Source organism: Paraburkholderia susongensis (genome assembly GCF_900177725.1).
Taxonomy (GTDB): Bacteria; Pseudomonadota; Gammaproteobacteria; order Burkholderiales; family Burkholderiaceae; genus Paraburkholderia; species Paraburkholderia susongensis.
This window is the reverse complement of sequence record NZ_FXAT01000004.1, coordinates 86399-113169: the sequence shown is the minus strand read 5'-3', so window position 1 is coordinate 113169 and position 26771 is coordinate 86399. Positions and strand designations below refer to the sequence as shown.

General features: G+C 66.0%; 19 protein-coding genes. 12 read left to right on the top strand and 7 right to left on the bottom strand.

Going from position 1 to position 26771, the window contains the following annotated elements:
• Positions 1-40 precede the first annotated feature (40 nt).
• Positions 41-2893 carry a bifunctional [glutamate--ammonia ligase]-adenylyl-L-tyrosine phosphorylase/[glutamate--ammonia-ligase] adenylyltransferase gene (gene glnE / locus B9Z01_RS13420; RefSeq protein WP_085483726.1) on the bottom strand — a complete coding sequence of 951 codons (2853 nt, stop codon included), beginning with the start codon at positions 2891-2893 and terminating at the stop codon, positions 41-43.
• Between the two features lie 175 nt (positions 2894-3068).
• Here glnE and B9Z01_RS13415 point away from each other — a divergent pair, with 175 nt between their 5' ends.
• The 6 genes from B9Z01_RS13415 to B9Z01_RS13390 all read left to right on the top strand — a co-directional run bounded on the left by B9Z01_RS13415 (position 3069) and on the right by B9Z01_RS13390 (position 12233).
• On the top strand, positions 3069-7325 hold the full coding sequence (locus B9Z01_RS13415) for a YhdP family protein (protein ID WP_085483724.1): 4257 nt from the start codon (positions 3069-3071) through the stop codon (positions 7323-7325).
• 83 nt (positions 7326-7408) lie between these two features.
• A complete protein-coding gene (locus tag B9Z01_RS13410) occupies positions 7409-8272 on the top strand; it encodes a carbon-nitrogen hydrolase family protein (protein ID WP_085483722.1) in 864 nt (287 codons plus the stop codon).
• 87 nt (positions 8273-8359) lie between these two features.
• On the top strand, positions 8360-9826 hold the full coding sequence (gene tldD, locus B9Z01_RS13405) for a metalloprotease TldD (protein ID WP_085483719.1): 1467 nt from the start codon (positions 8360-8362) through the stop codon (positions 9824-9826).
• A gap of 423 nt (positions 9827-10249) precedes the next feature.
• Positions 10250-11323, top strand: a complete 1074-nt coding sequence (gene aroG, locus B9Z01_RS13400; RefSeq protein WP_085483717.1) for a 3-deoxy-7-phosphoheptulonate synthase AroG — start codon at positions 10250-10252, stop codon at positions 11321-11323.
• Between the two features lie 235 nt (positions 11324-11558).
• A complete protein-coding gene (locus B9Z01_RS13395; protein WP_085483715.1) occupies positions 11559-11897 on the top strand; it encodes a type II toxin-antitoxin system RelE/ParE family toxin in 339 nt (112 codons plus the stop codon).
• A gap of 3 nt (positions 11898-11900) precedes the next feature.
• Positions 11901-12233 (top strand): helix-turn-helix domain-containing protein, encoded by a 333-nt coding sequence (locus B9Z01_RS13390; protein ID WP_085483713.1) that lies wholly within the window; start codon positions 11901-11903, stop codon positions 12231-12233.
• A 45-nt stretch (positions 12234-12278) separates the two neighbouring features.
• Here B9Z01_RS13390 and B9Z01_RS13385 read toward each other — a convergent pair whose 3' ends face one another.
• Positions 12279-12833, bottom strand: a complete 555-nt coding sequence (locus tag B9Z01_RS13385; protein WP_085483711.1) for a cob(I)yrinic acid a,c-diamide adenosyltransferase — start codon at positions 12831-12833, stop codon at positions 12279-12281.
• A 491-nt stretch (positions 12834-13324) separates the two neighbouring features.
• Here B9Z01_RS13385 and B9Z01_RS13380 point away from each other — a divergent pair, with 491 nt between their 5' ends.
• The 6 genes from B9Z01_RS13380 to proC all read left to right on the top strand — a co-directional run bounded on the left by B9Z01_RS13380 (position 13325) and on the right by proC (position 20646).
• On the top strand, positions 13325-14740 hold the full coding sequence (locus B9Z01_RS13380) for an FAD-linked oxidase C-terminal domain-containing protein (RefSeq protein WP_085483709.1): 1416 nt from the start codon (positions 13325-13327) through the stop codon (positions 14738-14740).
• A gap of 183 nt (positions 14741-14923) precedes the next feature.
• On the top strand, positions 14924-16417 hold the full coding sequence (locus tag B9Z01_RS13375) for an FAD-linked oxidase C-terminal domain-containing protein (RefSeq protein WP_085483707.1): 1494 nt from the start codon (positions 14924-14926) through the stop codon (positions 16415-16417).
• A 200-nt stretch (positions 16418-16617) separates the two neighbouring features.
• A complete protein-coding gene (glcE, locus tag B9Z01_RS13370) occupies positions 16618-17706 on the top strand; it encodes a glycolate oxidase subunit GlcE (RefSeq protein ID WP_085483705.1) in 1089 nt (362 codons plus the stop codon).
• Between the two features lie 8 nt (positions 17707-17714).
• On the top strand, positions 17715-18941 hold the full coding sequence (gene glcF, locus B9Z01_RS13365; protein ID WP_085483703.1) for a glycolate oxidase subunit GlcF: 1227 nt from the start codon (positions 17715-17717) through the stop codon (positions 18939-18941).
• Between the two features lie 37 nt (positions 18942-18978).
• Entirely contained in the window at positions 18979-19749 is a 771-nt protein-coding gene (locus B9Z01_RS13360; RefSeq protein ID WP_085483701.1) for a YggS family pyridoxal phosphate-dependent enzyme, read from the top strand.
• Between the two features lie 81 nt (positions 19750-19830).
• Complete coding sequence (gene proC / locus B9Z01_RS13355) at positions 19831-20646, top strand: pyrroline-5-carboxylate reductase (RefSeq protein ID WP_085483700.1); 816 nt, start codon at positions 19831-19833, stop codon at positions 20644-20646.
• 31 nt (positions 20647-20677) lie between these two features.
• On the opposite strand, the gene ubiA is transcribed toward proC, so the two are convergent.
• The 5 genes from ubiA to recG form a co-directional block, all read right to left on the bottom strand.
• Positions 20678-21541 carry a 4-hydroxybenzoate octaprenyltransferase gene (gene ubiA / locus B9Z01_RS13350; protein ID WP_085483698.1) on the bottom strand — a complete coding sequence of 288 codons (864 nt, stop codon included), beginning with the start codon at positions 21539-21541 and terminating at the stop codon, positions 20678-20680.
• Between the two features lie 290 nt (positions 21542-21831).
• A complete protein-coding gene (locus B9Z01_RS13345; RefSeq protein WP_085483696.1) occupies positions 21832-22326 on the bottom strand; it encodes a Dps family protein in 495 nt (164 codons plus the stop codon).
• A gap of 247 nt (positions 22327-22573) precedes the next feature.
• On the bottom strand, positions 22574-22732 hold the full coding sequence (locus tag B9Z01_RS35525) for a hypothetical protein (RefSeq protein WP_167387471.1): 159 nt from the start codon (positions 22730-22732) through the stop codon (positions 22574-22576).
• Positions 22733-23305: 573 nt separating this feature from the next.
• Positions 23306-24265, bottom strand: a complete 960-nt coding sequence (locus tag B9Z01_RS13340) for a hydrogen peroxide-inducible genes activator (protein ID WP_085483694.1) — start codon at positions 24263-24265, stop codon at positions 23306-23308.
• A gap of 212 nt (positions 24266-24477) precedes the next feature.
• Positions 24478-26748, bottom strand: coding sequence for an ATP-dependent DNA helicase RecG (recG, locus tag B9Z01_RS13335; protein WP_085483692.1), 2271 nt, complete (start codon positions 26746-26748; stop codon positions 24478-24480).
• Positions 26749-26771 lie beyond the last annotated feature (23 nt).

Sequence of the window (26771 nt, the reverse complement as noted above, 5' to 3'; positions counted from 1 at the left end):
GCGGACAGCCCCCGCATCCTGGCCCCCGCGCCTCACCTCATCACCCGAACACCCTCTTCCACAGCGCCAGCACCGCCTCACGCTCGGTGCTCACCCGCGCCGGATCGACCCGCGCCTTCTCCATCCCGTCGAGCCGCAGCGTGTGCTGCAGCTTGCGGTACGTGCGATACGCCGCGCCGACCGTCTCCGCTTCCGCCTCGCTCATCAGCCCGAAACGCGACACTTCGCGCAGCAACGCGATGTTGCCGGTGTTGCGGATCAGCTCGGGGTCGCTCGCCGCGTGCAACAGCACCCAGTACTGCACCGTGAATTCGATATCGACCATGCCGCCGCGATCGTGCTTGAGGTCGAACAGCTCCGGCGTATGGTTCGGATGCCCCGCCCCGACGCGCTCGCGCATCTCGACGATCTCCTTCGCGAGCGGCGCCGCCTCGCGTGGCGTGGTCAGCACCTGTTCGCGGATCGCCTCGAACTTCGCGCCGATCCCGGCGTCGCCCGCGCAGTAACGCGCGCGCGTCAGCGCCTGGTGCTCCCAGACCCACGCGGTGTTCGCCGCGTCGCCCTCGCGCAACTGGTAGCGGCGAAACGCGTCGAGATCGGTGACCAGCAGGCCCGACTCGCCGTTCGGCCGCAACCGCAGGTCGATGTCGAACAGCGTGCCGGCGCCCGTGGCGGTCGTGAGCCAGGTAATCAGACGGCGCGTGTAGGTCGCGTAGATGTCGGCGGCGGCATCGTCGGGGTCGTCGTAGAGGAAGATCAGGTCGAGGTCGGACGCGTAGCCCAACTCCTTGCCGCCGAGCTTGCCGTACGCGATCACCGCGAAACGCGGCTCGTCGCGATGCCGTTTCGCCAACTGCTTCCAGACGGCTTCGAGCGTGACGTCGAGTACCGCGTCGGCCAGCTCGGAGAGCCGGTCGCTCACGTGCTCGACGGAGAGCTTGCCGGCCAGATCGATCAGCAGAATGCGGAACACTTCGGCCTGGTGCGCGTGGCGCAGCAGGTCCATCTGCTGCTCCACGCCGTCGGCGGCCGCGAGCCGCCGGCGCAGCGTGCGCTTGAACTCGGCCCAGTCGAACGGGCTGTTGATCGCCTCGCCGTCGAGCAGTTCGTCGAGCAGTTGCGGATGGCGGATCAGGTAGCCCGCCGCCCAGCGCGAACCGCCGAGCACCGACAGCACCTGGTGCAGCGCCTGCGGATACTCGGTCAGCAGCGCAAGGTACGCGCCGCGCCGGCTCACGGCTTCGAGCAGATCGAAAAAGCGCGCGACGGTGTCGCCGCGCCGGGCGGGCGGCTCCAGCGTGCGCGCCGCTTCGAGCGCACGCTGCGCGACGATGTCGAAGCGCTGGCGGCTGCGCTCGTTCAAGCCCGCGTAGCGCGACGAGCGCCACACCCCGCGCAGCCGCGCGAGCAGATCGCCGGGCTCGGCCACGCCGAGTTCGACGAGGCGCGCGCGCAGCGCTTCGTCGGCGCTGTCGTCGGCGAGCGCGCTGCTCCAGACCCACGCAGCCGCGCCGTCTTCCGGTGCGCCGCAGCCGTCGCGGCCGCTCACCTTGTCGGCGAAAATCTGGTCGAACTGCCGCTCGACGAATTCGCGATGCGCGTCGAGTTTCGTCATCAGCGCCGCGTAGTCGTCGCAACCCATCGAGCCCGCAAGCGCCGCGCGCTCCTCGGGATCGACCGGCATCGCGTGGGTCTGCGCGTCGTTGCGGTATTGCAGACGGTGTTCGAGTTCGCGCAGAAACCGGTACGCCTGCGACAGCTTCACACACACCGACGGGTCCATCAGCCCATGCGTAGCCGCGTGGCGCAGCACGGCGAGCGTCGGCCGCACGCGAAAACCCGCGTCCTGGCCGCCGCGAATGAGCTGGAACACCTGCGCGCTGAATTCGATTTCGCGGATGCCGCCGCGCCCGAGCTTGATGTCGTCGGCCTTGTCGGGCCGCATCGAGGCGCGGCGCTGCGCCTCCTGGCGAATCTGCAGGTGCAGCGCGCGAATCGCGCTGATCACGCCGAAGTCGAGATAGCGCCGGTAGACGAACGGCGTGACGATCGCATCGAGCTGCTTCTGCAGCCGCCGCGCCGCGGCGCTCCCGCCTTCCGACACGAGCCGGCCCTTGATCCACGCATAGCGCTCCCACTCGCGGCCCTGCACGTAGAAATACTCCTCGAGCATGCCGAGGCTGCACACGAGCGGCCCCGAATCGCCGTTCGGCCGCAGACGCATGTCGACGCGAAACACGTAGCCGTCGGCGGTCACTTCGGCGAGCGCGCCGATCAGCCGCTTGCCGAGGCGCGTGAAGAACTCCTGCGTCGCGAGCGGCGAGCGCTGGCCGCCGGCGGTCTCGCCGTCGTCCTCATAAACGAAGATCAGGTCGATGTCCGACGACACGTTCAGCTCGCGCCCGCCGAGCTTGCCCATGCCGACCACGCCGAGCGCGAGCCGCTCGCCCTGCGGGCCGCGCGGCTCGCCGTAGAGCGCTTCGAGGTCGGCGGTGAGCACCGCGAGCGCGCGCTGGATCGTCGTTTCCGCGAGATCGGTCATCGCGCCGGTCACCTCGGCGATATCGGCCTCGCCGGCCAGATCGCGCTCCATCACCGCGCAGAACACCTCGGTGCGCAACTGGCGCAGCGCCTTCTTGAGCGCCTCCTCGTTGCACGGCGCGCCGGCCGGGCCGGCCGCCTCGGCGCACAACACGTCGAGCCGGGCGTCGATGCGCTCGCGCGTGAGCGGCGCGGCGGCGAGCGCGCTCACCTGCGCGACGAGTTGCGGACGGGCCGCAACGGCGCGCGCGGCATAGTGTGAATAGCTGGAACTCAGGAGAGTGGCGTCGGTCATCAAAAATCTGGCTCGCTCGTTGCTTGACTGGTGTTGTCTGGTGTTGTTCTGATGCACGGCAGCACCCGCCGGGGCAGCGGATGCGAAGCGCGCCGGAGCGCCTTGCCAGGCAGGCCGGCGGAGGCTGCAAGTCGGTACGTGGACAGGGTTTGCAGGAGGTCCGCCGACGCATTTCCGTGTGTTACATTTCGTCGTTAATTCGCAAAACTACCATACGCCCAGCCGCCGCAGCATGTCCGAGCGAAACGAATCCGCCGCCCCGCACGAAACAGCGCAGGTCCGGCATGTGAGCGGAAGCGACCACATCGTGTTGCGCCGGACTTTGCGCGTGGTTCTCGCGCTCGCGCTCGTCCTCTATTTCATCGCGACGGGGCTGTTCCTCAGCTTGCGCTACGTGGTGCTGCCGCGTATCGACATGTTCCGCCCGCGCATCGAAGCGGCGGTCTCCGAGAAGCTGCGCACGCCATTCACGATCGGCCGGCTGGCGCCGCACTGGAGCGGCTTTCAGCCGGGCCTCGATGTTACGAACCTTGTCATCCGCGATCACGACGGCAACGCCGCGCTGACGATTCCGCACGCCACCGCTACGGTCTCGTGGCGCTCGCTCTGGCAGTTTCATCCGGCGCTTTCGAGCCTGATCGTCGATAAGCCGGACGTGCTGGTTTCGCGCAGCGAAGACGGCGTGATATCGGTCGCGGGCGTGCCGGTGCCGACCCGCCACAGCGGCAACGACACACTCTCCACGTGGCTCCTGCGCCAGCAGGCGATCGTCGTGCGCGGCGGCGTGCTGCGCTGGCGCGACGCCACGCACAAGGCGCCGGAACTCGCGCTGCGCGACATTCGCATCGCGATCCTCAACGACGGCTACGACCACCGCATGGCGCTGCAGGCGCCGCCCGACGGCCAGGTGCTGAAGGGCCCGCTCGATTTCCGCACGCACTTCCGGCACGCGCCGCTCTCCGCGATCGGCAAGCCGATCAACTGGACCGGCGAGGTGTACGTGTCGACGGGCCCGGTCGATCTGCCGACGCTCGCGCGCTACGTCACATTCCCGATCGAGACGTTCGCCGGGCGCATCGACAACGCAATCTGGATCGACTTCGCCGAAGGCCGCATGACCTCGGCGGGCGGCCGCCTGCGCGGCACCGACATCGCGCTGCGCGTGCGCCCGACGCAGCCGAAGCTGCTCGTGCCGGTCGCGCATTTCCTTTGGCGCGTCGAGGCGGCCCAGGGCGATTACAAGCTGCAGCTCTCGGACCTGAGCGCCGAGCTCGGCCAGCCGCCGCTCGAGGACGGCACGCCGCTCACGCGCATCCTCGATTTCCAGACGCTCGACGGCCGCTACCGGCTCGCATCGCAACAGCACGGGCAACTGCTGGGCGTGAGCGGCGATCGCGTCGATCTCGGCATCCTCGCCGAATTCAGCCGTGCGCTGCCGCTGCCGCGGCGCTTCCTCAACATGCTCGTGCGCATCAATCCACGCGGGCTCGTCTCGAACTACGTGATCGAAGTGGAGCGCGGCAAGCCGGAATCCGGCGAGGTGGGCAGCGACCGTCGGCCGGAGGGCGCGGAGCCGATCGAGCGCTATCGCTTCAAGGGCGATCTGCAGGGCATCAGCTTCGCCGCCCAGGAGCCGCCGCCTGGACTCTCGCCGCGCGGCCACCCGCGCGCGGGGATACCGGGCATCGAAAACCTCTGGGGCAACGTCGACGCCAACGAAAAAGGCGGCCACGCGCTCCTCGACACCTCGAACGTGGCGATCACGCTGCCGGGCGTGTTCGACGATCCGCGCCTGAAGCTCGACCGTCTGCACGGCCGCGCCGACTGGACCATGGGCACGAAGGCGGCCGGCGACACCCACCCGGCCTTCAGCATCAAGCTCGCCGATTTCGCCGTCTCGAACGCCGACGTCGCGGCCACCGCCACCGCGAACTACAGCAACCCGGGCCACGGCCGCGGCTCGCTCGACCTGAAAGCCGACTTCGAGCGCGCGCAGGTGACGCGCATTGCCCGCTATCTGCCGACCAGCATCAGCGAAAAGCTGCGCATCTATCTGGGCCACGGACTGCAGGCGGGCGTCTCGCGCGGCGGCACGATCGAAGTGCATGGCGACCTGACCAAGTTCCCCTATTCGCGCGACCCCGACGCGGGCCTCTTCCATATCGTCGCGCCGTTCACGGGCGGCAAGTTCGATCCGACGCCGTATCCGCCGCGCAATATGCGCAACGGCACGCCAAACGTTTGGCCGCCGCTCGACGGCATCGACGGCGTGTTCGAGCTGAAGCAGAACGTGCTGCGCTTCGACATCGATCGCGGGCGTTACCGGCGCGTCGCGCTGACCGGCGTGAACGGCAGGATCGACGATCTCGGCACGAAAAGCTCGAACCTCGTCATCCAGGGCAATGGGCGCGGCCCGCTTGCCGACATGCTCGACTACGTGAACGGCAGCTCGCTCGGCATCATGGCGCGGCACCAGACCGAGAAAATCCGCGCCGACGGTTCCGCGTCGCTCGCGCTCAAGCTGACGATCCCGCGCACGCCGAAGCCGCATATCGGCGTGGAAGGCGCGCTGGGCTTCCTGAACAACCGCCTGAGCGTCGACAACGTGCCGCCGCTGTCGCAACTGAACGGCCGGGTGCGCTTCACGGAGCACACGGCCCAGGTCGAGCGGCTCTCCGGGCAGTTCCTCGGCGGCGACATGCATGCGAACGGCGGCTTGCGCCAGAACGGCACGTACGCGCTCGCGCTCAACGGCCATATCGCCGTCGATGCCGCACGCGGCCTCAATCTGCATGGCCCGGCCGCGCAGGTGTTCACGCGCATGAGCGGCAGCGCGCCTTATGCGCTGAATGTCAGCGGCGCCAAGGGACGTTTGCCCGAAGTGAGCGCGAATTCCGATCTGACCGGTCTCGCGCTCGACTTCCCGGCGCCCTTCAACAAGCCGCTCGGCACGCCGATGCCGCTGCACTTCGCCGTGAATCCGTCGACCGCACCGGGCGAAGCCGGCCTCGAGCGCGCCGACCTCACGTTCGGGCCGGTCGCGGCCGCGTATCTGCTGCGCTATCAGCCGAAAGTGCAGCCCAACACGCCTCCAACTGTCGTGCGCGGCGCGATCGGCGTGAACCGGCCAGCGGATCTGCCGTCCGAAGGAGTGGTCGCCGCGGTCGACGTGAAGGAGTTCGACGCCGACGCGTGGCGCGCGCTCGCCACGCAGTTGCGCAACAACGGCAACGCCAGCGCGCCCACGGCGAGCGCCAACGCAGGCACTGCGGCTGCCGCGCCAGCCGCGGCGTCTGCCGCCACCCCGCCGGCCGCGCCGAACCCCGCGCTCACGCAGTTCCTGCCGAGCCGCTTCGCGCTGCACATCGACACGCTGACCCTGCTCAAGCGCCACTGGGACAACGTGATCGTCGGCGCGTCGCACACGGACCGCACCTGGCAGGCCAACATCGCGTCGAGCCAGGTGTCGGGCCACGTGTCGTGGCTGCCGGGCGTGACCCGCGACTCGCCCGGCTCGCTGCAGGCGCGCTTTGCGCGCCTCGTGATTCCGTCGGTCGCGGACAAGGACCTGCTCGGCCCGGCGATGTCGGCGCCCGCGCAGAACATGCCGTCGGTCGATCTCGTCGTGGACGAACTGATCGTGCACGACCGCAACATCGGCCGGCTGGCGGTCAACGCGCACAACTTCGAGGAAAACGGCGTGCCGGTCTGGCAGCTCGACAAGTTCGACGTCACCAACCCCGCCGCAACGCTGAGCGCCACCGGAAACTGGCGCACGTCGACGGAATTCGGCAATTCCGCCGACGAAACCAAGCCGCGCCGCGCCATGTTCGATTTCAAGCTCGACGTGAAGGACGCGGGCGCGCTGCTCGAACGCTTCGGCCTGCCGAAGACGCTCAAGGGCGGCAGCGGCTCGCTTGCAGGCGAGGCGATGTGGCAAGGCGGCCCGGCCACGATCGATTATTCGACGCTCAACGGCAAACTCGCGCTCGATCTGCGCCACGGCCAGATCCTCAAGGTCGATCCGGGCGTCGCGACGCTGCTCGGCGTGCTGAGCCTGCAAAGCCTTGCGCGCATCGCCACGCTCGACTTTCGCGACGTGATCGGCGAAGGGCTGCCGTTCTCGAGCGTGACCGGCACCGCGCAGATTCACAACGGCATCGCCCGCACGGACGACTTCAGGATGGTGACCGCGCCGGCGCGCGCCGAGATGGCGGGCTCGGTCGATATCGCGCAAAAGACCCAGGACCTGCATCTGCACGTCGTGCCAACCGTCAGCGCTGGCGCCGGGGTGATCGCCGCGACGATCGTCAATCCGCTGTTCGGCCTCGGCGCGCTGGTGGCCGACATCGCGCTCTCGCATTCCGTGTCGCACGTGTTCGCGCGCGACTACGCGATCAGCGGCTCGTGGGCGAAACCGCACGTCGAGCGGGTGACGACCGAACGGGGTAAGATGGACGCTCCGGCTTCGACCGTGGAAGCGCACTAAGCAGCGTTCGAGCCAGCCCTGAACGACGCTCACGGCGCCCGCGCCTCACGCCGCCGCCCTGCCGGGAGCCTTTCTACACGCTCATGAGCGAAACACACGTCTCTTCATCTCCGCCCGCCGCGGCATCCAGCGGCTCCTTCGCCAGCCCTTTCCGGGTCGCCGCGCTGCAGATGGTGAGCACGCCGGAGCGCGAACGCAATCTCGCCGAAGCGCAACGCCTGATCGACGAAGCCGCCGCCGACGGCGCGCAGCTCGTGCTGCTGCCCGAATACTTCTGCTTCATGGGTTTCAAGGACACGGACAAGCTGGCCGTGCGCGAGCCCTATAAAGACGGCCCGATCCAGCGTTTTCTCGCCGACGCCGCGCGCCGCCACAAGATCTGGGTGATCGGCGGCACGCTGCCGCTGATCGCGCCGGAAGCCTCGCGCGTGCTGAACACGACGCTCGTGTTCGACCCGCACGGCAACGAAGCCGCGCGCTACGACAAGATTCACCTCTTCAACTTCGAGAAAGGCGAAGAATCGTTCGACGAGGCCCGCACGATCCGCCCCGGCACCGAGGTGCGCGGCTTCGAGGCGCCGTTCGGCCGGGTAGGCCTGTCGGTCTGCTACGATCTGCGCTTTCCCGAGCTGTACCGGCGCATGGGTGACTGCGCGCTGATCGTCGTGCCGTCCGCGTTCACCTACACGACCGGCCGCGCGCACTGGGAGCTGCTGCTGCGCACCCGCGCGATCGAAAACCAGTGCTACGTGCTCGCCGCCGCGCAAGGCGGCAAACATGAAAACGGCCGCCGCACGTGGGGCCACAGCATGCTGATCGACCCGTGGGGCGAGATCGTCGCGGTGCGCGACGAAGGCGCCGGCGTGGTCGCGGGCAACATCGAACGCGCGCGCATCGACGAAGTGCGGCAGAGCCTGCCGGCATGGCGTCATCGCGTGCTGGCCTGAAACCGGCATTGAAACTGCGGCGCCCGCCACGCATATAGTGGCCGAGGCGCTACCCGACCCATTCGTATCGAGCAGAACATACTTCGCATGAATATCATCGAACCCGGTATCCGTAATCTCGCCGCCGCCAAGGACATCCTCCTTACGCCTTACGGCCTCGACGAGTCGCTGCTCACGCGCACGCTCGCCGAAATCTTCACGCACCGCGTCGACTACGCGGACCTGTACTTCCAGGCCACCCGCAGCGAAGCGTGGAGCCTCGAGGAAGGCATCGTGAAGTCGGGCAGCTTCAGCATCGATCAGGGCGTCGGCGTGCGCGCCGTGTCGGGCGACCGCACCGCGTTCGCCTACTCGGACGACCTCTCGCCCGAAGCGATCCGCCAGGCGGCCATCGCCACGCGCGCGATCGCCAAGGCCGGCGGCGGCAAGCAGAAGATCAAGGTCGCTTCGTCGCTGACCGGCATCGCCGGGCGCGATCTGTACCTGCCGTCCGACCCGCTCCATTCGCTCGACGCCACCGCGAAGGTCAAGCTGCTCGAGCGCATCGAGCAGATGGCGCGCGGGCGCGATCCGCGTATCCAGCAGGTGATGGCGGGCCTTGCCGGCGAATACGACGTGGTGCTCGTCGCGCGCAGCGACGGCGGCTTCGCGGCTGACATCCGGCCGCTCGTGCGCGTGTCGGTCACGGTGATCGCCGAGCAGAACGGCCGCCGCGAAATCGGCAGCGGCGGCGGCGGCGGCCGCTTCGACTACGGCTATTTCACCGACGAAGTGCTGTCGCGCTACGTCGACGACGCGGTGCACGCGGCGCTCGTCAACCTCGACGCGCGTCCGGCGCCGGCCGGCGCGATGACCGTCGTGCTCGGCCCAGGCTGGCCCGGCGTGCTGCTGCACGAAGCGATCGGCCACGGGCTCGAAGGCGACTTCAACCGCAAGGGTTCGTCGGCATTCGCGGGACGCATCGGCGAGCAGGTCGCGGCCAAGGGCGTGACGGTGGTCGACGACGGCACGCTGCCGAACCGCCGCGGCTCGCTCAATATCGACGACGAAGGCAACCCGACCCAGTGCACGACGCTGATCGAGGACGGCATCCTGAAGGGCTACATCCAGGACACGCTCAACGCGCGTCTCATGAATATGCCGGTCACGGGCAACGCGCGCCGCGAATCGTACGCCGCGCTGCCGATGCCGCGCATGACCAACACCTATATGCTCAACGGCGACAAGGATCCGCAGGAAATTCTCGCGTCCGTGAAGAACGGCCTGTATGCGGTGAACTTCGGCGGCGGCCAGGTCGACATCACGAACGGCAAGTTCGTGTTCTCGGCCTCGGAGGCGTACATGATCGAAAACGGCAAGATCACGTACCCGGTCAAGGGCGCAACGCTGATCGGCAGCGGCCCGGAATCGCTCAAGTACGTCACGATGATCGGCAACGACATGAAGCTCGATTCGGGCGTCGGCGTATGCGGCAAGGAAGGTCAGAGCGTGCCGGTGGGCGTCGGCCAACCGACGCTGCGCATCGAACGGATGACCGTGGGCGGCACGGCCTGATTCGGCGGAACATGCACGCTTCATGCACAAAAAGCGTGAAGCGTGCGGATTTTCCGCGTTTTTGCGCGCCCCGGCTTGTCAGCCGAGCCCGTACCGGGTTATAAAGTCAGTCACCCTTTTTTGACCAGCGACACATTCCATTTCGCCATGTCCGCCAAGTTTTACTTTTACTTTTTTTGGTATCTCAGACCGCTGGCGGATCGAGAGGGGTGTTAGTGCACGCAGGACACCGAGAATTCCCGAAAAACCGCCAGCCAGCCTGGCGGTTTTTTTTCGCCTCACGCTTTTGAGACCCTCGTTTTCCAAACGAACTTTGACACTTTGTCGTTGAACACTTTTTGATTGCCGTCCGCTCTGGCATCGCTGTTTCATCGAGCCGCCGTTGCCAGCGCGAACACGCTAGAACCGATTCAGGAGAATCCCATGCCCCCGCACAATACCGACGATGTCCGCATCCGCGAATTGAAAGAACTCACGCCGCCCGCTCACCTGATCCGCGAATTCCCGTGCGACGAGACAGTGTCCAACGTGATCTACGACTCGCGCAACGCGATGCATCGCATTCTCCACGGCATGGATGACCGCCTGATCGTCGTGATCGGACCGTGCTCGATTCACGATCCGAAGGCCGCAATCGAATACGCTGGACGTCTGATCGGGCAGCGCAAGCGCTTTGCCGGCGAACTCGAAATCGTGATGCGCGTGTACTTCGAAAAACCGCGTACGACGGTGGGCTGGAAGGGTCTCATCAACGACCCGCACATGGACAACAGCTTCAAGATCAACGACGGTCTGCGCACCGCGCGCGAGTTGCTGTTGCACATCAACGAACTCGGCCTGCCGGCAGGCACCGAATACCTCGACATGATCAGCCCGCAATACATCGCCGACCTGATCTCGTGGGGCGCGATCGGCGCGCGCACCACCGAGTCGCAGGTGCACCGCGAACTCGCTTCGGGGCTGTCGTGCCCGGTCGGCTTCAAGAACGGCACGGACGGCAACGTGAAGATCGCCGTCGACGCGATCAAGGCCGCCTCGCAGCCGCACCATTTTCTGTCGGTCACGAAGGGCGGTCATTCGGCCATCGTGTCGACCGCAGGCAATGAGGATTGCCACGTGATCCTGCGCGGCGGCAAGACGCCGAACTACGATGCGGACAGCGTCAATGCGGCCTGCGCGGACATCGGCAAGGCTGGGCTCGCCGCGCGTCTGATGATCGATGCGAGCCATGCGAACAGTTCGAAGAAGCACGAGAACCAGATTCCGGTGTGCGCGGACATCGGCCGCCAGATTGCCACGGGCGACGAGCGGATCGTCGGCGTGATGGTGGAATCGCACCTCGTGGCGGGCCGCCAGGATCTGCAGGAAGGCTGCGCGCTCACGTACGGCCAGAGCATTACCGACGCGTGCATCGGCTGGGACGAAAGCGTCGCCGTGCTCGAAGGTCTCGCAGAAGCGGTCAAGCAGCGCCGCGTGGCGCGCGGCAGCGGCAACTGAATGCCTGTTTTGTCGCTGCTTCGGCAGCTCGTTAGTAATCCGTAGAAAACCCGGTTCGGCTTCGAACCGGGTTTTTTCTTGGCCGAACGGCCGAATGGTGCTCCCCACACCGCCTCTGTACCGTAACAGCTCGTTGCCCGATTGTCTGCGCGTGAGGTGCACTCAACTCACGCGCACTCAAGCGGACTTGACCGGGCTGGATGGTACGTATAATATTTTATACACGAAGGCGGTTATGGGGCAGGAAAAACAAATTCGCTGGTTAGGCTCGAGCTTTCGCGATTTGCTCGGCTTTCCTGCAGAAGCACGTCGTCGCGCGGGGTTTCAGCTCCACAAGATTCAGGCAGGACTCGACCCCGATGACTGGAAAGCGTTCGACTCGATCGGTGCGGGAACGCGCGAAATCCGCATCAAGAGCGAAGACGGCATTTTTCGCGTGATGTATGTGACCAAGTTTGTCGAGGCGATCTACGTGCTGCATTGTTTTCAGAAGAAAACGCAAAAGCTCGGAGCGCGAGACAAAAAAATTGCCGAGATGCGCTACCGCGCCATCGTTAACGATAGGAAAACTTAGCAAATGACGACCGATACCAGAATTCGTCACGTAACCCAGCCCGGCGCCAATCTGTTTCTCGAACTCGGCTTTTCCGCGAAGGAAGCGAAGCGCCTGCACGCGGCCTCGCAAAAGCAGATCAACGACACGCGGCTGCTCAAGGAGCAGCTCATGACCGAGCTATCCGGCTGGATCGAACAGCATCATCTAAAGCAGGCCGAAGCCGCGGAAATTCTAATGGTGTCGCGCCCGCGTGTCTCCGACGTGGTCAACAAGAAAACCACCAAGTTCACGATCGACACGCTGGTCGAAATGATGAGCCGGATCGGCAAGCCGGTTACGCTGGCTATCGGCTAACGTGAGGCGCGGTGCGTGATGCTATGCGCGTGATCGCGCCAACATTCAACCCACGCCGCGATCGTGCTGCCACAGCACGTCGGTCCCGCCATCCGCCCGATTGAGCACGCGCGCCAGCACGAACAGCAGATCCGACAGCCGGTTCACGTATTGACGCGGGGCAGCGTTGATCTCCTCGTGCTCGCCGAGCGCCACGATCGCGCGTTCGGCGCGGCGGCATACGGTGCGGCATACATGCGCGAGCGCAGCGGCGCGCGACCCGCCGGGCAGAATGAATTCCTTCAGCGGCGGCAATGCGGCGTTGTAGCCGGCGAGCCAGCCGTCGAGCTGGGCGAGATGCCGGTCGGTAATCATCGTGTGGCCGGGAATGCACAGTTCGCCGCCCAGATCGAACAGGTCATGCTGGATTGCGACTAGCGCTGCGCGTACGTCGTCGGGCAGGCTCTCGCACAGCAGCACGCCAAGATGCGAATTGAGTTCGTCGACGTCGCCAATCGCGGCGATGCGCGCGCTGTCCTTGCGCACGCGACGGCCGTCGCCGAGACCCGTGGTGCCGTCGTCCCCGGTGCGAGTGGCGATCTTGCTCAGGCGGTTGCCCATGATGATGTCTCCCCTACGTTCAGTGGCAATGCACGCGATTAAAGCGCGATCGGTGTGCAAACAACGCGCAAGCAACACGTGAATAGAAACGGATCAAACGGGCAAGGCCAGTCGGCCACCATGAATTGCCCGCCATGTTTATCCATATTGCACGCATCGCGAAATCGCCGCCATTATAGGGGCGGAAGCCGGTCCGGCGCCTGCCCGCGGGCGATCGGCGTAAAATGAAATGTGTGCTGCAAAGAGCTGCGTCCCCCAAGATATCAGCAATCACCTTTCATGAGATCGGAACAAGTGCTGAAGCGCCAATTCCAGTCGACCGCAATAAATTGCATGGGACCAGAGTAAGTGCTTTGCATGGGACCGTAGTAGGCGCTGAAGCGCCAACTACGGATCGACAGCTAAAGCGCTAACTCTGGTCGACCGTGGTAAGCCACATGGGACCAGAGTAAGCGCTAAAGCGCTAACTCTGGTCGACACAGGAGATATGCGTGAACCATCCCGTACCGCCGGCCCCGCTGCGCCGGCCGTTTCCCGCCGAATTGCTGAACGATCTCAAAGCCGCGTTCGACGAACGCGTCTCGGTTGCCGAAGCCGTGCGCGCGCACCATGGCCGCGACGAGTCGCCCTTCGATCCCCAACTGCCTGACGCCGTCGTCTTCGCACGCACGACCGAGGACGTGCAGACCATCGTCAAACTGTGCGGGCAGTACGACGTGCCGATCATTCCGTACGGCAACGGCTCGTCGCTCGAAGGGCATCTGCTTGCGGTGCAGGGCGGCGTGTCGATCGATCTGTCGGAAATGAACCGCGTGTTGTCGATCAACGCCGAAGACCTCACCGTCACCGTCGAGCCCGGCATCTCACGCAAGCAGTTGAACGAAGCGCTGCGCGACACGGGCCTGTTCTTCCCGATCGACCCCGGCGCGGACGCGAGCATCGGCGGCATGTCGGCCACGCGCGCCTCGGGCACCAACGCCGTGCGCTACGGCACGATGCGCGAGAATGTGCTCGGCCTGACGGTCGTGCTCGCCGATGGCCGCGTAATCAAAACCGGCACGCGCGCGCGCAAGTCGTCGGCGGGATACGATCTCACGCGTCTTTTCGTCGGCTCGGAAGGCACGCTCGGCGTGATTACCGAAATCACGTTGCGTCTTTATCCGCAGCCGGAAGCGGTATCGGCCGCGGTGTGCGCGTTTCCGTCGATGGGCGACGCGGTGCGCGCGGTCATCGAGACGATCCAGATCGGCGTGCCGATTGCGCGCGTCGAGTTCGTCGATTCGCTCGCGATCCGCTCGATCAACCGCCATTCGAATCTGACACTGCGCGAAGCGCCCACACTCTTTTTCGAATTCCACGGCACCGAGGCCGGCGTCAAGGAGCAGGCCGAACTCGTGCAGGAAATCGCCGCTCAAAACTCCGGCGAAGGCTTCGAATGGGCGACGCGCCCTGAAGACCGCAGCCGTCTGTGGAACGCGCGTCACAACGCCTATTTCGCGATGCTGCAACTGAAGCCCGGCTCGCGCGCCGTCACCACCGACGTCTGCGTGCCGATCTCGCGCCTCGCCGAATGCGTAGTCGAAACCGAAGACGACCTGAAGGCCTCGCCGCTGCCCTGCCCGATCGTCGGCCACGTCGGCGACGGCAACTTCCACGTCGCGATCCTGATCGACCCGGACAAGCCCGAAGAACTCGAGGAAGCCGAGCGGCTGAACCATCGCATCGTGCAGCGCGCGCTGCGCATGGACGGCACCTGCACCGGCGAGCACGGCGTCGGCCTGCACAAGATGGGCTTCCTGCTCGAAGAACACGGCGACGTCGCGGTGGATACGATGCGCTCGATCAAGCACGCGCTCGATCCGCGCAATCTGATGAACCCGGGCAAAATTTTCGCTTGGGCGGCCTGACGACGGAAGTCGGACAGGCCGGGCGCGGCGGCGGCTCGAACACGGGGCGACGGCCGCGCCGGCCTCGAAGCGAAGTGGCTTGAAACGGGGTAGCCTGACGCCAGGCCGCCTGAAGCGAGACCGTCTGAAACAGCCAGGCTCGAACCACGAGCCGGACCAGCGAAAGCAGAGGAGACAAGTCACATGAACGCACCCGCTGAACTGTCGGCCGAAGTACTCGCCCAGCGCCAGCGCGAAGTCGTGCAGGCGCTGATGGCCGTGTTGCCGACTCATTGTCTGCTGTATCGCGAAGAAGACACCGTCGCGTACGAATGCGACGGCCTCGCCGCTTACCGGCGTCTGCCGCTCGCGGTCGCATTGCCGGAGACCGAATCGCAGGTGCAGCGCATCGTGCAGATCTGCCACCGCCTCGAAGTGCCGATCGTGCCGCGCGGTGCGGGCACGGGGCTGTCCGGCGGGGCGATGCCGATCCGGCACGGCGTGGTGGTGTCGCTCGCGCGCTTCAGGAAGATCATCGAGATCGACTCGTATGCGCGCACCGCCACCTTGCAGCCGGGCGTGCGCAATCTGGCGATCTCCGAGGCCGCGGCGCCTTATGGCCTCTACTACGCGCCGGATCCGTCCTCGCAGATCGCGTGCACGATCGGCGGCAATGTGTCCGAGAATTCGGGCGGCGTGCATTGCCTCAAGTACGGCCTCACCGTGCATAACGTGCTGCGCGTGCGCGCGGTCACGATGGAAGGCGAAATCGTCGAATTCGGCTCGCTCGCGCCGGACGCGCCCGGGCTCGATCTGCTCGCGGTGATGATCGGCAGCGAGGGCATGTTCGCGATCGTCACCGAAGTCACGGTCAAGCTGATCCCGAAGCCGCAAACGGCGCAGGTCATCATGGCGAGTTTCGACGACGTCGTAAAAGGCGGCGACGCGGTTGCCGGCATCATCGCGGCGGGCATCATCCCAGCCGGTCTCGAGATGATGGACAAGCCGGCCACGCGCGCGGTCGAGGAATTCGTCAACGCGGGCTACGACCTCGACGCGGCGGCGATCCTGCTGTGCGAATCGGACGGCACACCCGACGAAGTCGCGAGTGAAATCGTGCGCATGACGGCGGTGTTGCGCGAACACGGCGCGACCCGCATCCAGATTTCGCGCACGGAAGCGGAGCGGTTGCGCTTCTGGTCCGGGCGCAAGAACGCGTTTCCGGCCGCCGGCCGCATTTCGCCGGACTACTACTGCATGGACGGCACCGTGCCGCGCCGCAGTATCGGGCCGCTGCTCGCGCGCATCGAGGAGATGGAGAAGAAGTACGGGCTGCGCTGCATCAACGTGTTCCATGCCGGAGACGGCAACATGCACCCGCTGATCCTCTTCAACGGCAACGATCAGGACGAGTGGCACCGCGCCGAGGAGTTCGGTTGCGACATCCTCGAAGCCTGCGTGGAACTCGGCGGCACGGTGACGGGCGAACATGGCGTCGGCATCGAGAAGATCAATTCGATGTGCGTGCAGTTCTCGCCCGAGGAGCGCGACGCGTTTCACGCGGTCAAGCGCGCCTTCGACGCGCCCGGCCTGCTGAACCCCGACAAAGGCATTCCCACGCGGGCGCGCTGTGCCGAATACGGCAAGATGCACGTGCGCGGCGGGCTACTGCCCCACCCCGATCTGCCGCGCTTCTAGCGTCCGCCGTAGCGTGCGCTGCTCCCATCGCGCATAAAGCGCGCCCCGCGCAAGGCGCAAGCAGCGGGCAAGCGTCGTTGCACGCCGCTTGCCCGGGTATTCTGCGGCCTTTCCCGCCGGCGCGCCGATACGGGTGCGCTCCGGGTTGCCAGCACGCCCCCGCCCGGTACAATCAATCGAAACACAACGAGCAGGACACCATGGAAGAGGACGACATCGTCGCCGTTTGGTCCGAACGCGTGCGTTCGGCCAGCGCAGAAGGACGCGCGTTGCGCGTCCGTGGCGGCGGCACCAAGGACTGGTATGGTCAGACGCTGGAAGGTGAGATCCTCGACACGCGCGCTTATCGCGGCATCATTGCGTACGATCCGGCCGAACTCGTGATCACCGCGCGCGCAGGCACCCCCCTGCTGGAAATCGAAGCCGCGCTCGCCGAGCACGAACAGATGCTGGCGTTCGAGCCGCCGCACTTCGGGCCGCAGGCCACCTTCGGCGGCTGCATCGCCGCTGGCATTTCCGGGCCGCGCCGTCCGGCCGTCGGCGCGGCGCGCGACTTCGTGCTCGGCGCCGTCATCATGAACGGCCAGGGCCAGGTGCTGCACTTCGGCGGCCAGGTGGTGAAGAACGTCGCGGGCTATGACGTCTCGCGTCTGCTGGCGGGCTCGCTCGGCACGCTCGGGCTGATTCTCGAACTGTCGGTCAAGGTGCTGCCGCTGCCGCAGGTCGAAGCCACGCTGAAGTTCGACATGAACGGCACCGACGCGGTCCGCAAGCTCAACGAATGGGCCGGCCGGCCGCTGCCGATCACCGCGAGCGCGTGGCGCAACGGCACGCTCGCCGTGCGGCTCGCGGGCGCGGAAGCCGCGGTCAAGGCCGCGCGCTCGGCGCTCGGCGGTGAAGTCGTCGATGCGGTGGAGGCCGAGCGCTTCTGGGCCGGCCTGCGCGAGCAAACCGATTCGTTCTTCTCGGCCATTCCGCCGAAAGCCGCGCTCTGGCGTCTCGCGCTGCCGTCGATCACCGAGCCGCTGCAACTGCCCGGCGCGCAACTGATGGAATGGGGCGGAGGTCAGCGCTGGTGGATCACCGACACCGACGCGCAAACGGTGCGCATCAGCGCGAAGCAGGCCGGCGGCCACGCGACGATCTTCCGCTGCGGCCACGGCTACGACCGCAGCGCCGGCGTGTTCACGCCACTACCCGCGCCGTTGATGAAAATCCATCGCGGCCTCAAACACGCTTTCGACCCGGCCCGCATCTTCAATCGCGGCCGTCTCTACTCCGACTTCTGAGCGACGCGATGCAAACCAACCTCGCGGACTTCATTCGCAATACGCCCGATGGCAACGAAGCCGACGCCATCCTGCGCAAATGCGTGCACTGCGGTTTCTGCACGGCGACCTGCCCGACCTATCAACTGCTCGGCGACGAGCTCGACGGGCCGCGCGGGCGCATCTATCTGATCAAGCAGATGGTCGAAGGCGCGCCGGTCACGCGCAGCACCCAGGTTCACCTCGACCGCTGCCTCACGTGCCGCAACTGCGAATCGACCTGTCCGTCCGGCGTGCAATACGGACGGCTCGTCGAAATCGGCCGCAAGCTCACAGAAGAGAAAGTCACGCGCCCGCTCAATCAGCGGCTGCTGCGCCGCCTGCTCGCGAGCGTCGTGCCGAACAGCGCGATCTTCACGCCCGCCATGCGGCTCGGCCAGCACGTGCGCGGCATTCTGCCGAAGAAACTGCGCGACAAGGTGCCCGCGCGGCAGCGCCCGCTCGCATGGCCGAGCGCGAAACACGAGCGCAAGATGCTGATGCTCGCGGGCTGCGTGCAACCGTCGATGATGCCGAACGTCAACATCGCGACCGCGCGCGTGTTCGACGCGCTCGGAATCGAAACCGTGGTCGCGCCCGAGGCCGGCTGCTGCGGCGCGATCCGGCAGCACCTCGGCTACAACGACGAAGCGCTCGACGACCTGCGCGCCAACATCGACGCATGGTGGCCGTACGTCGAACAGGGCGCCGAGGCAATCGTGATGAATGCGTCCGGCTGCGGCGCGATGGTCAAGGAATACGCCCATCTGCTGCGCCACGATCCGGAGTATGCGGAGAAGGCGCGCCGCATCGTCGAGCTGACGCGCGACCTCGCCGAGATCCTGCCCGAGTTCGAGGAACAGCTCGTCGCGGTCACGCGGCGCCGCTCGGTGCACACGGTGGCGTTTCATCCGCCCTGCACGCTGCAGCACGGGCAGCAGATACGCGGCAAGGTCGAGCAACTGCTCACCGCGCTCGGCGTCGAAGTGCGCCTGCCCGCCGATAGCCATCTCTGCTGCGGCTCGGCCGGCACCTATTCGCTGACGCAGCCGCGCCTCTCGTACGCGCTGCGCGATCAGAAACTCCAGCGGCTGCAGGCGCAGGAGCCGCAGGTGATCGTGTCGGCGAACGTCGGCTGCATTGCGCATCTGCAAAGCGGCACGTCGACGCCGGTCGCGCATTGGATCGAGCTGGTCGAGCATATGCTGTCCGTATAATCGGAGCATCGTCTTCGCTGAACACCGGTTCCGTCCCATGTCCGATCCGCTTCATCACCAGGCCGATAAGCCGGCCGACAACCCGGCCCACAACCCGGTTCGCCCTCCCGCAGACCACGTCGCGCACAACCTCGCAGCGGTGCGGCAGCGCATCGCCGCGGCCGCGCAAACGGCCGGGCGCGACGCGCATGCCGTGACGCTGCTCGCGGTCTCCAAAACGTTTCCCGCCGACGCCGTGCGCGCCGCCCATGCGGCCGGCCAGCGTGCGTTCGGTGAGAACTACGTGCAGGAAGCGCTCGACAAGATCGCGACGCTCGCCGATCTGCGCGCGTCGCTCGAATGGCATTTCATCGGCCCGCTGCAATCGAACAAGACGCGCCCCGTCGCCGAGCATTTCGACTGGGTGCATTCGGTCGACCGGCTGAAGATCGCGCAGCGGCTGTCGGAGCAGCGCCCCGACCATCTGCCGCCGCTCAACGTGTGTCTGCAGGTCAACGTCAGCGGCGAGGCGTCGAAAAGCGGCGTCACACTCGCCGAGGCGGCGCAGATCGCGCAGCAGATCGCCGCGCTGCCGAGGCTGAAACTGCGCGGGCTCATGTCGATTCCCGAACCGGCCGGCGACCTCGATGCGCAACGCGCGCCGCATCGCGAGTTGCGCGAGCTGTTCGAGCAGTTGCGCCACGCCGGGCTCGCGCTCGACACGCTCTCGATGGGCATGTCGGCCGACCTCGAAGCAGCCGTGCTCGAGGGCGCGACGATCGTGCGCATCGGCACCGCGATTTTCGGCGTGCGTGATTATTCTCACTGAGCTTTTCCCTGGACCCAGGCGAACCTGCGCGGGTCCGTCATCGCATCCCGGCATCTCTCCCTTAACTTCACCCGGACCATCATGAAAATTGCGTTTATCGGCGGCGGAAACATGGCCGCAGCGTTGATCGGCGGCCTCATCAAGCGGGGTGTCGCGCCCGCGAACCTGTACGCGATCGATCCGAACGAGGACGTGCGCAAGCGCAACGAGCAACAGTTCGGCGTCCGTACCGGCGCGAGCGCGGACGGCGCGCTCGCGGAGTACGACGCGGTCGTCCTCGCGGTGAAGCCGCAAATCCTCAAGAGCGTGGGCGAAGCGCTCGCGCCGCATCTGCGCGCGTCGCAACTCGCGATCAGCATCGTCGCCGGCATTCGCATCGCCGACCTGTCGCGCTGGCTCAACGGCCACAGCCGCATCGTGCGCGTGATGCCGAATACGCCGGCGCTGATCGGCATGGGCGTGACGGGCCTCGTCGCCACGAGCAGCGTCGATGAAGCGGGCCGAGCGCTCGCGTCGCAGGTGCTCGGTGCGGTCGGCGAAACCGTCTGGTTCGACGACGAAGCGAAGATCGACGCGGTAACCGCGATCTCGGGCAGCGGACCCGCTTACGTCTTCTATTTCATCGAAGCGCTGCAGGAGGCCGCGCGCCAACTCGGCATGGACGAAGCGCAGGGCCGCGCACTCGCGGTCGCGACCTTCACCGGCGCGGCGCAACTCGCGGCCAATTCCGACGAGCCGCCGGGCGTGCTGCGCGAGCGTGTGACGTCGAAAGGCGGCACGACTGCGGCAGCGCTGGCGTCGTTCGACGCGAGCGGCATCAAGGATGCGATCGTGCGCGGTGTGCTTGCCGCCGATGCGCGCGCGAAAGAAATGGGCGACGAATTCGGCAAGCAGTAGACAGCAGCAGGCTTGGCTGCGCGCGCGAAAATCAGAACGAAGCCGCTGCGTAATGCGCGGCAATCCCCGCAAACAGCGCGCCGCCGAGCCAGTTGTTATGGCGGAACGCGGCAAAGCACGGCATACGCTCGCGATTGCGGATCAGCGTGTAGTGGTAGATCGCGCAGCCCGCCGCGCCCGCCCAGCCAAGCCAGTACAGCACGCCGAAACCGAGCGCCACGCCGATGCCGACGTAGATCCCGAGCGTCGCCGCATAGCACAGCATGATCGCGGCCACGTCGAAACGGCCGAATGTGAGCGCCGACGTGCGGATGCCGATCTTGATGTCGTCGTCGCGATCGACCATCGCGTATTCCGTGTCGTATGCGACCGACCAGAAGATGTTCGCGAGCAGCATCGCCCACGCGAGCAGCGGAACGTGATCCTGCGTCGCGGCGAACGCCATCGGAATGCCAAAGCCGAACGCAATGCCGAGGTAGGCCTGCGGAATCGCGAAGAAACGCTTCGTGAACGGATACGTCCCGGCGACGAACAGCGCCACCACCGACAACTGCCTCGTCAGCGCATTCAACGGCAGGATCAGCAAAAACGCGAGCAGCGACAAACCGGCGGCGAGCGCCACCGCTTCCCATGCGTTGATCTTGCCCGACGTGAGCGGGCGGTTTTCGGTGCGCTTCACGTAGCGGTCGAAATCGCGGTCCGCGTAATCGTTGATCGCGCAGCCGGCCGAGCGCATCAGCACCGTGCCGAGCGTGAAGATCACGAGCAGCTGCCACGACGGACGGCCGCCGGATGCGATCCACAGTGCGTTGAGCGTCGGCCACAGCAACAGCAGGCTGCCGATCGGCTTGTCCATGCGCACGAGGCGCAGATACAGGGGGAGTCGGGCGAACATGGGACGGATTCGGTGAAGTGCGAACACGGTGCCGCTATTTTACGGGATGCGCGTCGCGGGCCATGTTCGTGCGCTGCGTGCATAAGAGACGCACACATTCGAACGGCGCCGCGGCTTTGCGGAAAAAGAAAAGCCTCCCTTTCTGAAAGGAGGCTTTGTTCTTTCGCGATGCGGGCGTGGGCGTCGCCCAAAGCAGCATCATGTATTGCCTGAACGCAACCTGAAACGCTGCCTGAGACGCGCAACCTGCATGCAAACGAAGGAAGCGGCAACCAGGTGCGAGCCGCGGCTTAAGCCAGCAGCGAGCGCAGCATCCACGCAGTCTTTTCGTGCGTCTGCATGCGTTGCGTGAGCAGGTCGGCGGTCGGCTCGTCGTTCGCGGCTTCCGTCGCCGGGAAAATCGCGCGCGCGGTGCGCACCACGGCTTCCTGACCTTCGACGAGCTGGCGGATCATGTCTTCCGCGGCCGGCACGCCGTCCGCTTCGGGAATCGACGACAGCTTCGCGAAATCCTTGTAGCTGCCCGGCGCATGGACACCCAGCGCGCGAATGCGTTCGGCGATCGCATCGACGGCGAGCGCCAGTTCGCTATATTGCGTTTCGAACATCAGATGCAGCGTGTTGAACATCGGACCCGTGACGTTCCAGTGAAAGTTGTGGGTCTTCAGGTACAACGTATAGGTGTCGGCGAGCAGACGCGACAGCCCTTCCGCAATCTTCTTGCGATCCTTGTCGTTAATCCCGATGTTGACGTGCTGTACTGCGGCGACTTGTTTCTTGGCCATGATGACTCCTTTTAAGAGTGATACGAACCGGTAGGCAAATGACGGTATGCAGGAACAGATATAAAACGTTCGAGAGTGTAGCGTGAAATTCCGCTGGATCAGCGCGTGACATGCCTGCAGCCTTGCTCTGGCGCAGTTCTGAAGGCACGGTACCGCTGATTTGCCGTTACGCCGCCACTACTTTGCCGCCACGCTGCCGCCGCGTTGACCGGCATGCGCGATGCCGGCCAGCGCAACGCGCTTACCCTCAACCGAACGCATGCTGCAGCGCCTGCGCGACGATCACTGCGAAGCCGCCCACGACGATCGCGAAGCCGATCGCCCGGCGCATCGCCAGGCGGTACCGCCGTTGCGTATCGCGTGCGGCGGCCGAGCGACCGGTGGTTGCCATCATCATCTGAATCATGATCGTGCTCCCGGTTCGTATCGTTACTGGCGAAGCGCCGTTGCGCCCCGCCCGTCTATTGCCTTGCTGCTGTTTTGCTACCTGCTGCTCATGGCCTGTTTATGGCCTGTTTATGGCCTGCGCATCGATGCTATCGACCAGATCGCGCTACGCGCTTTCGCGGTCTGCGACGATCATCTTCGCGGCTTCAGCACCGGTGATGCGTGCATTCGGATATGCGTACGCCAGCAATGACCCGGCGCGCTAGGCGGCCAGAACCCGGTCGACCAGCAAGGCCACCGCAATGGTGCGAATGCTCGACGCGGCGACGGTCGTGGCCGGCGCCACGCTGGGAACTTGAATAGGCTGCGAATCCGCTTGCATGATGTTTTCCTCCTGGCTTGTCTCGAACCCCGAGCGTCAGGTCCGAGGGCTGAGCCTTACGAAATAAGGGGATCGGGTGATCCGTGGAGGAAACTATATCAAAAACTATCAACGAATATAGTTTGATTAATTTAATCTATTCAATAGGGCTTGCATGCTTTTCTGAAACACGGGCGCCGGGAGGTCGGCGCCCGTGCAGATGCGGCGCCGTCAGCTGACGGCAGCCTGCAGATCGAGCTTCGTGACGCCCGGCAGATCGCAGGCGGCAACCGCTTCGCAGATGGCGTCGATCGCGGGCATGCGCGTGAAGCTCTTGCGCCACGCGAGCACGACACGCCGGTCAGGCACGGGTTCGTCGAACGCGACGTAGCTGAGCAGGCCCGCGTCGATGCCGGCCGCATGTGGCTTGACCTCGTGCACCGACATACGCGGCAGCACGGTGATGCCGACGCCGCTCGCGACCATATGTCGAATCGTCTCGAGCGACGAGCCCTCGAAGGTCTTCTGGATGCCGTCCGCGTTCTGCGAAAAACGCATCAGCTCCGGACACACGCCGAGCACGTGATCGCGGAAGCAGTGACCGCTGCCGAGCAGCAGCATGGTTTCCTGCTTCAGGTCGTCGGGGTCGATCTTCGGACGGTTTTCCCATGCGTGACCGGACGGCAGCGCGACGACGAACGGCTCGTCATAGAGTGAGCGCAGCATCAGGCCCGTTTCGGGAAACGGCAGCGCCATGATGGCAACGTCGATTTCGCCCTGCTTGAGCAGCTCGATCAGCTTGAGCGTGTAGTTCTCCTGCAGCATCAGCGGCATCTGCGGGACGCGCTGGATCATCTGCTTGACGAGCGTGGGCAGCAGATACGGCCCGATCGTATAGATCACGCCAAGCCGCAACGGGCCGATCAGCGGGTCTTTGCCCTGCTTGGCGATTTCCTTGATCGCGAGCGTCTGTTCGAGCACGCGCTGGGCCTGCGTGACGATCTGTTCGCCGATCGGCGTGACGCTGACCTCGCTCGTGCCGCGCTCGAAAATCTGCACGTTCAGCTCGTCCTCGAGCTTCTTGATGGCGACGGACAACGTGGGCTGGCTGACGAAACACGCTTCGGCGGCCCGGCCGAAGTGCCGCTCGCGGGCTACCGCCACGATGTATTTCAATTCGGTGAGCGTCATTCGGGGATCAATCAGTACGATGGATTCGATAGGTTCTAGTTATACACCCTATGGGGTCGGTTCGCCAGCCTTTCCGGCTTTTCAGCGGACCTGCGCCAGTGTTTTGGCACACGGCGCATGAATAGCGCCTGAACGCGTCCCTGAACGCGCGCGTCATGCGCATCGTCAAGCCGAACCCGCATGCGCCAGCAGGCCCGCCTGCGCACCCGCCATCACGCCTTCAGATATTGCTCGCGCGCCCCGAGCCAGCGCGCGAGATGCTGCAAAACCACGTCGGGATACTTGTCGAGCAACAGCGCCGCCGCCTCGCGCGCCGGCTCGATCAGCCACTGATCGTTTTGCAGGTCGGCGAAGCGCAGCATCGCCGCGCCCGACTGCCGCGCGCCCAGAAACTCGCCCGGCCCGCGAATCTCGAGGTCGCGCCGCGCGATCTCGAAGCCGTCGGTGGTCTCGCGCATCGTTTGCAGACGCGCGCGCGCGGTCATCGACAGCGGTCCCGTGTAGAGCAGCACGCAGACCGACGCGGCGGTGCCTCGCCCCACCCGTCCGCGCAACTGATGCAGCTGCGCGAGGCCGAATCGCTCCGCATGCTCGATCACCATCAACGACGCGTTCGGCACGTCGACGCCCACTTCGATCACCGTCGTCGCGACCAATAGCTGAATCTCGCCGCGCGAGAACGCGTCCATCACGGCAGCCTTCTCGGCGGGCGCGAGACGCCCGTGCACGAGCCCGACCTTCAGTTCAGGCAACGCGGCCACGAGCGTTTCGTAGGTCTCGACCGCGGTCTGCAGTTGCAAGGTCTCGCTTTCCTCGATCAGCGGACACACCCAGTAGACCTGGCGCCCCGTCAGCGCCGCCTCGCGCACGCGGCCGATCACCTCTTCGCGGCGCGCGTCGGAGACGAGCTTCGTCAGGATCGGCGTGCGGCCGGGCGGCAGTTCGTCGATCGTCGAGACGTCGAGGTCGGCGTAGTAGGTCATTGCGAGCGTACGCGGAATCGGCGTCGCGGACATCATGAGCTGATGCGGCTGGAAATCGTGTGCGCCATCGGCCGCGTTTTGCGCCTTGGCGCGCAGCGCGAGCCGCTGCGCGACACCGAAGCGGTGCTGTTCGTCGACGATCACGAGCCCGAGCCGCGCGAACTCCACCGCGTCCTGAATGATCGCGTGCGTGCCGATCACGAGCTGCGCGGTGCCGAGCGCGGCGGCTTCGATCGCGGCGCGCTTCTCCTTCGTCTTCAGACTGCCCGCGAGCCACGCGACGCTCACGCCGAGCGGCTCCAGCCAGCCGCGCAGTTTGCGCGCGTGCTGCTCGGCGAGGATTTCGGTGGGCGCCATCAGCGCGGCCTGGTAGCCGGCGTCGATCGCCTGCGCGGCGGCGAGCGCCGCGACGATCGTTTTGCCGCTGCCGACGTCGCCTTGCAAGAGCCGCTGCATCGGATGCGGCTGGGTCAGATCGAGCGCGATCTCGCCACCGACGCGCTCCTGCGCGGCCGTCAGCGAAAACGGCAGCGCCTTCAGAAGCCGCGCGACCAGCGCTGCTTCGTCGCCGAGCTTGCGGCGCGGCATGGCCGGTGCGGCGCGCGTGCGGCGCTCGTCGTGGGCGCGCTTGAGCGACATCTGCTGCGCGAGCAGTTCCTCGAACTTGATGCGCACCCAGGCCGGATGCGTGCCGTCGATCAGCGCGGTTTCGTCGGACTGCGCGCCCGGATGATGCAGCGTGCGCACCGCGTCCATCAGCGCCGGCACGCCGAGCGGCTCGAGAAACGCGCGCGCGACCGCCGCGGGCAGCAGCTCCGGCAGCGAGGTGCGCGCGAGCGCGTTGTCGATCGCCTTGCGCAGATACGCCTGCGACACGCCCGCGGTGCTCGGATAAACCGGCGTCAGCGCCTGCGGCAGCGGCGTATCCGCGTCGACGACGCGCACGGCCGGATGCACCATCTCCATGCCGAAGAAGCCGCCGCGCACGTCGCCGCGCACGCGCAGCCGGGCGCCGGGCGCCATCTGCTTGACCTGCGAGCCGTAGAAATTCAGAAAGCGCAGCACGAGTTCGTCGCCGGCGTCGTCGCGCAGCTTCACGAGGAGCTGCCGGCGCGGCCGGTACGCGATCTCGTTGTCGAACACCACGCCTTCGGTTTGCGCGATGCCGCCGGGCAGCAGGTGTCCGATCGGCGTGAGCGAGGTTTCGTCCTCATAGCGCATCGGCAGATGCAGCACGAGGTCGATGTCGCGTGTGAGGCCGAGTTTGGCGAGTTTGTCGGCGGGTTTGACCGGCGCTTTGGCGGTGGGTTTGGCCCCGCCGCCGCTGTCTTCGCCACGCGGCTCGGCATGGCGGCCCGCCGCCATCACGCTGCCGTCCGCACCACCCGATCCGCCTTGCGCCACGCCGCTTTCCGCCGCTTCGCCCCGCGCGCCGCCGCGCCGCGGTTCGGTGCCCGCTTCGCGGGTGGCTAGGGACAATCGGCGGTCGGACAAAGGCATGGGCTGCTTCGCAAGTACAATAT

What these genes read in the sequence shown, in the direction of transcription:
- B9Z01_RS13415 (WP_085483724.1), top strand. Translation starts at nt 3,069, where the DNA reads ATGTCCGAGCGAAACGAATCCGCCGCCCCGCACGAAACAGCGCAGGTC.
- B9Z01_RS13410 (WP_085483722.1), top strand. Translation starts at nt 7,409, where the DNA reads ATGAGCGAAACACACGTCTCTTCATCTCCGCCCGCCGCGGCATCCAGC.
- tldD (WP_085483719.1), top strand. Translation starts at nt 8,360, where the DNA reads ATGAATATCATCGAACCCGGTATCCGTAATCTCGCCGCCGCCAAGGAC.
- aroG (WP_085483717.1), top strand. Translation starts at nt 10,250, where the DNA reads ATGCCCCCGCACAATACCGACGATGTCCGCATCCGCGAATTGAAAGAA.
- B9Z01_RS13395 (WP_085483715.1), top strand. Translation starts at nt 11,559, where the DNA reads ATGGGGCAGGAAAAACAAATTCGCTGGTTAGGCTCGAGCTTTCGCGAT.
- B9Z01_RS13390 (WP_085483713.1), top strand. Translation starts at nt 11,901, where the DNA reads ATGACGACCGATACCAGAATTCGTCACGTAACCCAGCCCGGCGCCAAT.
- B9Z01_RS13385 (WP_085483711.1), bottom strand. Translation starts at nt 12,833, where the DNA reads ATGGGCAACCGCCTGAGCAAGATCGCCACTCGCACCGGGGACGACGGC.
- B9Z01_RS13375 (WP_085483707.1), top strand. Translation starts at nt 14,924, where the DNA reads ATGAACGCACCCGCTGAACTGTCGGCCGAAGTACTCGCCCAGCGCCAG.
- glcE (WP_085483705.1), top strand. Translation starts at nt 16,618, where the DNA reads ATGGAAGAGGACGACATCGTCGCCGTTTGGTCCGAACGCGTGCGTTCG.
- glcF (WP_085483703.1), top strand. Translation starts at nt 17,715, where the DNA reads ATGCAAACCAACCTCGCGGACTTCATTCGCAATACGCCCGATGGCAAC.
- B9Z01_RS13360 (WP_085483701.1), top strand. Translation starts at nt 18,979, where the DNA reads ATGTCCGATCCGCTTCATCACCAGGCCGATAAGCCGGCCGACAACCCG.
- proC (WP_085483700.1), top strand. Translation starts at nt 19,831, where the DNA reads ATGAAAATTGCGTTTATCGGCGGCGGAAACATGGCCGCAGCGTTGATC.
- ubiA (WP_085483698.1), bottom strand. Translation starts at nt 21,541, where the DNA reads ATGTTCGCCCGACTCCCCCTGTATCTGCGCCTCGTGCGCATGGACAAG.
- B9Z01_RS13345 (WP_085483696.1), bottom strand. Translation starts at nt 22,326, where the DNA reads ATGGCCAAGAAACAAGTCGCCGCAGTACAGCACGTCAACATCGGGATT.
- B9Z01_RS35525 (WP_167387471.1), bottom strand. Translation starts at nt 22,732, where the DNA reads ATGATTCAGATGATGATGGCAACCACCGGTCGCTCGGCCGCCGCACGC.
- B9Z01_RS13340 (WP_085483694.1), bottom strand. Translation starts at nt 24,265, where the DNA reads ATGACGCTCACCGAATTGAAATACATCGTGGCGGTAGCCCGCGAGCGG.
- recG (WP_085483692.1), bottom strand. Translation starts at nt 26,748, where the DNA reads ATGCCTTTGTCCGACCGCCGATTGTCCCTAGCCACCCGCGAAGCGGGC.